The organism is Bacillus sp. NPDC077411 (assembly GCF_044543425.1).
Classification (GTDB): Bacteria; Bacillota; Bacilli; order Bacillales; family Bacillaceae_G; genus Bacillus_A; species Bacillus_A bruguierae.
On record NZ_JBITWA010000027.1, the window covers coordinates 50,742 to 57,979 of the forward strand.

Sequence of the window (7,238 nt, forward strand, 5' to 3'; positions counted from 1 at the left end):
TAACATAAATACTAATAAAATGCGACATTTAATATCTCCGTCGCTCTTTCATTTTTACTAATTTCAATACTCTCTATAAACATATTCATAAATTGTTTTTTATCAGTAGGAGGTAGAACTGACCAGTTATTTTTGATGTTATTTATAATATCTTTTATAACGTCCAGATCTATCTCTTTGTTTTCGTTTGGTGTTAAAGAGTGAAGTTTTTCTTTTAATGATTCAAGTGTACTTTTTGTTTCTTTCATAAGCTCTGTAAATTCTTCATCTGTCATTAAATCATTAGACCAAGCTTTTTGGAATTTTTCTCTTTGTCGTTCCACTTTTGCAAGTTGCTTTTTTATAATTTCTGATTCGTCATCTTCTTTTGTTGGTTGTGGGATTTGTTCGAAACGTAAATTTTGAATGTAATCTAAAAATGCCTTTTCTATTTTCTTTTCACTGGAAGAAAAGGCTTTTCTTTTATTTAAAGCACAAACTTGGCATCGGTAACGGTTGTGCTCAATATGCATGTTATCTTTCTTCCGATGATACATAACTCTTTCACAAGTTAAACGATTACCACAGTTTGGGCAAATTAACTTCATTTGAAAAATAAAAATGGATGTTGTTTTACGCTTTTTTAAGTTCTGCCTTGATGACAGTAGTTTTTGTATCTTCATGAATCTATCTTTTGTAATGATTCCTTTATGTGCCCCCTCAATTATCTCATCAGACCACCTAATTGCCCCGTAAATAGCGTGATTTGACAATATATCTAAAATAGTACGTATATGCCATTTGTAACCTCTAATAGGCCTCACATAGCTATCTAAATGTGCAGCAAGCTGTCTAATAGAGTAACCTTCTTCTACTTTCTTTACCATATTTAAAACGACTTTACTTTCCTGTTCATTGATAACTAATTTACTATTTTCATCTTTATTAAATCCAAACGGCGCCTTTGCAGAGTATTCACCTTGTCTAGCCTTTTCTATTTGTCCCATCCTAACACGTTCACCTAAGTTCTCACGCTCCCACTGAGCAAGCGCAGCAACAATTGTAATAAACATTCTGCCCATTGCAGTTGATGTGTCATAAACCTCTGTTGCAGACTTAAATGCACAGTTATATGCATCGAATGTATCCAGTAGCTGATACAAATCCATGACAGAACGTGTTAAACGATCCAATCGATATACAAGGACAGTTGTAATTAGTCCTTGCTTAATATGATCCAGCATTGCATTTAATTGAGGACGATTTGTATCTTTTGCTGATATACCTTCATCTACATAAAATTTAAAACTATCCCAATCTTGGGCTATACAATACGCTTTTAATTTTTCTTTTTGAGCTGAAATGGAAAAGCCATCTCGTGCTTGTTCTTCAGTAGAAACACGAATATATATTCCAACGGTCATATGCTCTCTCTCCTTTTAAAAAGAGGACAGCTAGCAAGGCTGTCCATTAAATATTTAGCGCTAAAGATTTAATTTATCTGGGTATTAGTCTAATGCTACTATGTACATTACTACTTTACCGTGTATTTTTATGTTCGTAGCATCTTCATAAGAAATCGTGTAATCAAAGAAACGATTATCATATGAATCTGGTCGGAATATTAGCCGTCTATTTTCCTTGTCGTTAAAGAAACGCTTCACAGAATAATCACAACCATTACTAAAAACAACTATATCATTATCATAAAGTTCTTCTAATGTTACTTCTTTTACGGCAATCAAAGAAGAGTGAGGTATAACTTTATTCATTGAATCACCATTAACACGAGTCATAAAAATGTCTTCTCTACCTGCCCATTTCCCCATTAATGAATCAGGAATACGTATAGTTTCCAAATCCATTTCTGTCATTCCGTCAATCTCTAGAGGTAAGCCAGCTGAAATTGAAGTTGGAACATAAGTATACTCAGATTCATTTAATAAAGAAGCAGTTTGAACATTAGTTTTATACACCTCATCTGTAGGTGGAAACAAATCATTAATTGATATGTCCAATGCTTGTGCTATTGCAAATAGCACATCTTGTTCAGGTTCATTTGTACCATTTTCATAAGATGAAATTGTATTATGTTTTTTTCCTATTCGTAAACCTAATTCCTTTTGGGTCATTTTCTTTAGTTTCCTAAAGTTTTTAATTTGTTGACCAACATATTTAGAGATATCTTGTTTCATGAAGTTTCACCTCCTTTCACTTTCTATTATATCATATTTCATGAAGTTTTAAACTAAAAATTTCATGAAACAAGAAAATAAATAATAAATTTCATAAAACATGAAAATAATTGTTGAATTATGTCGTAACTTCATGTAATATGAAGTTGTTGAAAGTGAGGTGAATCATTTTGCAAGACAAACTAGTATCGTTGCGTATGTACAATAGGCTAACACAACAGGATATGGCTGATTTAATAGGAGTTGATAAAAGAACATATGTTAACAAAGAGTATGGTGTTACTCAATTTAAGGCAAATGAAATGTTCTTAATTGCTCAGAAGTTCGGAAAAGGAATTGAAGAAATTTTTTTACCAACAAACTTCATGAAACATGAAGTTTTGGAAGGGGATGCGGTGATGGAAAGTGAAACGTACAGTATTGGATAATCCACCAAGCGAGGAAACAAAGTTAAAGATGGTTGAATTTTTTATGAAAACATTGGTTCCTCGTGTGTTGGCTGCTCGTAAGGAAGAAGAGTCTGAAAGGAAAGGAGGTAAATCCGCATGAATGGAGTTTTATCAGCAAGCAAGTTAATGACAGCTGCAGAAGTAAGGCAAAAGTGTACTGAAGCTCTCAGCAATCCTGTCCTACTTCTTGCTATGGAATTAGAAGCAAAGCGTAAGTTGTTTGCAATGAATATGAATAAGTGAAGGAGTAAGTATTATGAAGAATGGTAAAAAGCCAACTAAGAAACAAAAGATGCTGATTAAATTAAATAACTTAAATCCTGACAATTGGTTGATTTATAAGAAAGTGGATGGAGAGCTACATCTAGTTCATCGTTACACTAACGCTACACGTATAATTTCAAATTCATAGTTTAGTTGAAGCGTACAAGTATTTATCACATTTAAGGAGGAATACAAATGGATCAATTAACAGCAATACAAGAACAAGCGAGACTTTATCAAAAACAACTTGGAGGAGAGATTTTCGCATTCCCTGTTGAAGAAGAAAATCCGCATTCTCTATACGCGGTGGTTGTATATGCAGGGGACAAGTTTCATGTATTTAGTGAAGCTGTAACGATAGAAGAGGCAGGGGTTGGTATACATACGATATTAGACAGCTTCGAAAAAGAAGGAATTAAAAAAGATTATAAAACAGCAGTACGTTTCATGACAGGGGAACCACAATTGAATGCTCCAAATGTCACTATGAGGCGTCTAAAGAAAAAACAAACAGTTGTATCAAGTGATAACAACTCAGACTTTATTAATCAAAATGGAGAGTATTTATTGAGTGCACGAGGAGTTTTGATTTTTTCATATCTCTCAATGGTTGATGAACAATTACCAAAGGCTATTCAATTCATGAATAAATACTATAGAACTCTTGCTGCAAGAGGATATGGAAAGTCAGCTGCAGGTATTAAGAAAGAGGTTAATCGTATGGATAAAGACCAAGCTGTAAATTGGTTGAAACAAACATTCGATAAGTATTTAGGAAATGGCGATGAAGTTATTAGAATTATGCATTCTTTGAAATAAGGGAGAGAGAAAAATGGATGAATTAATGAATCAAACAGATAAAACGCCAATCGAGGTATTTTTAGCAGTTGATGAGGATGGTAAAACATCCGCAAGAAAAGTGTATAAGTTTTTAGGATTGGCAGATGGACAGTTTGTTCGATGGGCAAAAACAAATATTACAGAGAATAAATTTGCCGTAGAAAATGAAGATTATGTGCGGGTCGACATTGATGTCGAGACGCCAACAGGTGGAATTATCCAACGAGAGGATTATAAATTGACAGCAACATTCGCTAAAAAAATTTGTATGACATCTCATACTCAGCAGGGAGAAGAAGCAAGAAACTATTTCATCAAAGTTGAGGAAAAGTTGAAAGAAATTGCAATTCTAAATCAGCAACAACTTCCAAAGGATCCGATGAGTATTTTAAAGCTTACATTCAAATCGTTAGAAGGACAGGCGCAAGAAATTCAATATATTAAATCAGAGGTAAAAGATTTACGAGATAATGCACCATTATTTGCAGTTGAATGTGATGAAATTTCTAATACTGTGAAACGTTGTGGCGTAATCTTGCTTGGCGGTAAAAATTCTAATGCCTATCAAGATCGTGGAGTTAGAACAAAGGTATATAAAGATATTTATAACCAACTATACCGTCAATTTGGAGTGAATAGTCATAAAGCTATCAAACGTTGTCATTTGGAATTAGCTAAAAAGATAATTCATGAATACTCACTACCTATTGTACTAAGTGAAGAAATTAATATGGTAAATTCACAAATCACTTTTACGGATGTATCCCATTAAATAGATAAAACTAAATTTGTGCGTATTGAAAGGTGGTGAACGTGATGTATATCGATTACAAGAATGCTAGAGTTGCAGATTACTTGTATTTATTAAACGCCCAAAAGAGAGGTGGACGAGTTCGGTTATTAGCAGAAATACGAATTGCGTGTTTGTATGCATCAATTCGTAATGAAAGAAAAAAGTAACTTGCGCCAACAAGTTACTGTACAAAAATGTCATTTGAAAAAAACGTTATCAAAATTATAGCATACATGTCCAGCACATGAAAAGAGGGGCTATCAAGCCCCTTATCCACAAAAAGAGGTGCACAGGATGAGCGATATTAAATGGATTAAGTTAAATGTAAATATGTTCGAAGATGAAAAGATAAAACTTATTGAATCGATGCCTGAAGCAGATGGGATTTTAGTTATTTGGATTCGTTTACTAGCTATGGCTGGAAAAACTAATGATACAGGAATGATTTATTTAACACCTGAATTTCCCTATACAGATGAAATGTTGGCAACAGTTTTTAATAAACCAGTTAACACTGTGCGTTTGGCGTTGAATACATTAGCTAAATACAAAATGATTAGCATTGATGATGATCATTATATTCACATTCAAAATTGGGATAAACATCAGAATATAGAAGGTATGGAACATGCAAAAAAGCTAAGAGCCGCAAGGAATAAACGATATTACGAAAAGAAAAAACTCCTTGAGCAAAGCGGCGAAGAAATTAAGATGTCTTATAAGACGGAACAAGACGTTCTAGAAGAAGAAAAAGAAATAGATAAAGATATAGAAAAGATAAATAAATATATTGTCGAGATAGTAAACTATCTCAATTCTACCTGTGAAAAAAATTATCGTACGTCAACCAAGAAAACACGAACATTAATCAAGGCTCGGTTAACAGAAAACTATACAGTTTCAGATTTTAAAAAAGTAATAGATATAAAGAAATCTCATTGGTTTAAAGATCCAAAGTGGGATGAATATTTAAGACCAGAAACATTATTCGGTACAAAGTTTGAAAGTTACTTGAACAGTAAACCAAAAGTGAAACAAGGTTCTGAAATGACAGCAGAAGAACGATTAAAACATTTTGAACAGGAAGCAGCTGAACAAGATGACTTACCTTTCTAGAGGTACTTTGAATGAATAGAGAGGAGTTATTTCAAAAAGTATTTAATAGTGATCGTGCTGTCAGAAACTCGGTTAACGTAAATGAATTAGTAGAAGCCATGTCTCTTGAAGGAGAAGGCGCTTGGTGTAAGACGTGTAAGGTCTATATACCAATGATGCAGCTACCAATACACATGTTAACAACGTTAAAAAAAGTACCTGGTATAAGCTCTACTGGTAAAGTACAACCTGTTTGTCCGAAATGTTTCAGAAAGCCATCTGCTGAAGAAAATGAAATAAGGTATCAAGATGTTGTTGCAGCTGCTCAGAAACGTTTGCAAGACGGTGAAAAAAATCGTTACTTAATGCCTACACCTGAGAGATATATCGATGCTGCACTTGAAAACTTTGAAATGCGGCAAGGTACAGAGAAGGCTATCAAAGGAGCAATATATTTCATTGAAAAGATTCCGACCAAGAAAGAAAAAGGTTTATTCCTTCAAGGTGGATTCGGTTCTGGAAAAACAAGATTGTGCTATTCCTTAAAACACACATTAGAAAGCATGGGAATAAAAGTGATTGTTTATAACGTTACTCAATTGTTGGATCGTATCCGTTCAACATTTAATAACGATAAAGAGAGTAAGCAAGAAATTATGGCTATGCTCATGAAATGCGATGTATTAATACTCGATGATCTAGGAGCAGAAAAGCCTAGTGAGTTCGCAGCCGAGTTTTTATATACAATCATCGATTATCGTTACAGTACTTGGAGACGGATGGTGATTACAAGTAACTGCAGTAATGAAGAATTACAAGAACGTCTTGGTCATTTGCAAGGTGGAAGAATTTTAGATCGATTAAGAGAAGCGTGTTACAAAATACCAATTACGGCGGGGAGTGCAAGACAATGAAAGAAAGCAAAAGCAATGTTACGAGTAGTGAAATACTAGAGGAATTAAAGATTGTTTTAAAGGAATTAATCATTATGTCTTATACAAATGAAACAGTGCGGCACTTCTTAGATGATCTACATGAAGTATTGATAAAGAACAAAGAAACAGCGTTCGAAGATTTATCAACGGCATTAAAAAAGCTTCAAGAAAAGCATATTCCTGATGGGGTTTAAATTATGGTAGCCGCAATAAAAGCAAAATGTATTGGTGCGAATTATTCACCTGTTTTGCAGCAGGGAGAGGAGTACTTCGTTTTTCCAGCTAAACAGAATTTTTACTATGTAAGTCGATTTAATAATATAAATGCTCATTTTGGTTGTTATCCAAAAGAGAGATTTCAGCTAATAGAAAAAGATGTTTGGTCATCAGAGCCTAATGTGCAGATACCTGATTTAGATCAAGATACATTTTACAGAGCGCAGCTTATTTGGAGGGCAAAGGGTTATAGAAATAAGCCGCTTAAAGATTATGTGATTCAACCTAAAAAGACGCACTGCTTTTTCTGGCATGACCGGAAAAGAAGACAGTTCTGTGGTTGTTTTCCATTACATTGGTTTGCTAATTTTGAGCCAATTGTAGAACAGCAAAAACAACAAGAAGAGGTAAAAGAGAATCCTATTACGTTAATAGAAAGGTTCGATGGGCAGTTGGCATTCTTTTAAGGGGA

13 protein-coding genes are annotated in these 7,238 nt (G+C 33.9%); 11 read left to right on the forward strand and 2 right to left on the reverse strand.

Annotated features, from left to right (window positions below):
* Positions 1-11: 11 nt before the first annotated feature.
* On the reverse strand, positions 12-1,403 hold the full coding sequence (locus ACIGHG_RS22915; protein WP_396550678.1) for a recombinase family protein: 1,392 nt from the start codon (positions 1,401-1,403) through the stop codon (positions 12-14).
* An 84-nt stretch (positions 1,404-1,487) separates the two neighbouring features.
* Positions 1,488-2,174 (reverse strand): helix-turn-helix domain-containing protein, encoded by a 687-nt coding sequence (locus ACIGHG_RS22920; RefSeq protein ID WP_396550680.1) that lies wholly within the window; start codon positions 2,172-2,174, stop codon positions 1,488-1,490.
* Between the two features lie 170 nt (positions 2,175-2,344).
* Here ACIGHG_RS22920 and ACIGHG_RS22925 point away from each other — a divergent pair, with 170 nt between their 5' ends.
* From ACIGHG_RS22925 to ACIGHG_RS22975, 11 genes are all read left to right on the forward strand, one after another.
* Positions 2,345-2,602, forward strand: coding sequence for a helix-turn-helix transcriptional regulator (locus ACIGHG_RS22925; protein WP_396550682.1), 258 nt, complete (start codon positions 2,345-2,347; stop codon positions 2,600-2,602).
* Positions 2,580-2,723: a hypothetical protein gene (locus tag ACIGHG_RS22930; protein WP_396550684.1), complete on the forward strand. Its 144-nt coding sequence runs from the start codon at positions 2,580-2,582 to the stop codon at positions 2,721-2,723. The genes ACIGHG_RS22925 and ACIGHG_RS22930 overlap by 23 nt, the downstream gene beginning before the upstream one ends.
* On the forward strand, positions 2,720-2,866 hold the full coding sequence (locus ACIGHG_RS22935; protein WP_396550686.1) for a hypothetical protein: 147 nt from the start codon (positions 2,720-2,722) through the stop codon (positions 2,864-2,866). The genes ACIGHG_RS22930 and ACIGHG_RS22935 overlap by 4 nt, the downstream gene beginning before the upstream one ends.
* Before the next feature lie 13 nt (positions 2,867-2,879).
* Positions 2,880-3,035: a DUF6906 family protein gene (locus ACIGHG_RS22940; RefSeq protein ID WP_396550688.1), complete on the forward strand. Its 156-nt coding sequence runs from the start codon at positions 2,880-2,882 to the stop codon at positions 3,033-3,035.
* A 47-nt stretch (positions 3,036-3,082) separates the two neighbouring features.
* Positions 3,083-3,706 carry a hypothetical protein gene (locus ACIGHG_RS22945; protein WP_396550690.1) on the forward strand — a complete coding sequence of 208 codons (624 nt, stop codon included), beginning with the start codon at positions 3,083-3,085 and terminating at the stop codon, positions 3,704-3,706.
* 13 nt (positions 3,707-3,719) lie between these two features.
* Positions 3,720-4,499, forward strand: a complete 780-nt coding sequence (locus tag ACIGHG_RS22950) for an ORF6C domain-containing protein (RefSeq protein WP_396550692.1) — start codon at positions 3,720-3,722, stop codon at positions 4,497-4,499.
* Between the two features lie 44 nt (positions 4,500-4,543).
* Positions 4,544-4,687: a hypothetical protein gene (locus ACIGHG_RS22955; RefSeq protein WP_396550694.1), complete on the forward strand. Its 144-nt coding sequence runs from the start codon at positions 4,544-4,546 to the stop codon at positions 4,685-4,687.
* 127 nt (positions 4,688-4,814) lie between these two features.
* The gene (locus ACIGHG_RS22960; protein WP_396550696.1) at positions 4,815-5,636 is read left to right on the forward strand and encodes a phage replisome organizer N-terminal domain-containing protein; all 822 of its coding nucleotides are present in this window, start codon (positions 4,815-4,817) and stop codon (positions 5,634-5,636) included.
* An 11-nt stretch (positions 5,637-5,647) separates the two neighbouring features.
* Positions 5,648-6,529, forward strand: coding sequence for an ATP-binding protein (locus ACIGHG_RS22965; RefSeq protein ID WP_396550698.1), 882 nt, complete (start codon positions 5,648-5,650; stop codon positions 6,527-6,529).
* Positions 6,526-6,744, forward strand: a complete 219-nt coding sequence (locus ACIGHG_RS22970; protein ID WP_396550700.1) for a hypothetical protein — start codon at positions 6,526-6,528, stop codon at positions 6,742-6,744. Before ACIGHG_RS22965 ends, ACIGHG_RS22970 begins: the two co-directional genes overlap by 4 nt.
* 3 nt (positions 6,745-6,747) lie before the next feature.
* Complete coding sequence (locus ACIGHG_RS22975; RefSeq protein WP_396550702.1) at positions 6,748-7,233, forward strand: hypothetical protein; 486 nt, start codon at positions 6,748-6,750, stop codon at positions 7,231-7,233.
* Positions 7,234-7,238 lie beyond the last annotated feature (5 nt).

What these genes read in the sequence shown, in the direction of transcription:
- ACIGHG_RS22915 (WP_396550678.1), bottom strand. Translation starts at nt 1,403, where the DNA reads ATGACCGTTGGAATATATATTCGTGTTTCTACTGAAGAACAAGCACGA.
- ACIGHG_RS22920 (WP_396550680.1), bottom strand. Translation starts at nt 2,174, where the DNA reads ATGAAACAAGATATCTCTAAATATGTTGGTCAACAAATTAAAAACTTT.
- ACIGHG_RS22935 (WP_396550686.1), top strand. Translation starts at nt 2,720, where the DNA reads ATGAATGGAGTTTTATCAGCAAGCAAGTTAATGACAGCTGCAGAAGTA.
- ACIGHG_RS22940 (WP_396550688.1), top strand. Translation starts at nt 2,880, where the DNA reads ATGAAGAATGGTAAAAAGCCAACTAAGAAACAAAAGATGCTGATTAAA.
- ACIGHG_RS22945 (WP_396550690.1), top strand. Translation starts at nt 3,083, where the DNA reads ATGGATCAATTAACAGCAATACAAGAACAAGCGAGACTTTATCAAAAA.
- ACIGHG_RS22950 (WP_396550692.1), top strand. Translation starts at nt 3,720, where the DNA reads ATGGATGAATTAATGAATCAAACAGATAAAACGCCAATCGAGGTATTT.
- ACIGHG_RS22955 (WP_396550694.1), top strand. Translation starts at nt 4,544, where the DNA reads ATGTATATCGATTACAAGAATGCTAGAGTTGCAGATTACTTGTATTTA.
- ACIGHG_RS22960 (WP_396550696.1), top strand. Translation starts at nt 4,815, where the DNA reads ATGAGCGATATTAAATGGATTAAGTTAAATGTAAATATGTTCGAAGAT.
- ACIGHG_RS22965 (WP_396550698.1), top strand. Translation starts at nt 5,648, where the DNA reads ATGAATAGAGAGGAGTTATTTCAAAAAGTATTTAATAGTGATCGTGCT.
- ACIGHG_RS22970 (WP_396550700.1), top strand. Translation starts at nt 6,526, where the DNA reads ATGAAAGAAAGCAAAAGCAATGTTACGAGTAGTGAAATACTAGAGGAA.
- ACIGHG_RS22975 (WP_396550702.1), top strand. Translation starts at nt 6,748, where the DNA reads ATGGTAGCCGCAATAAAAGCAAAATGTATTGGTGCGAATTATTCACCT.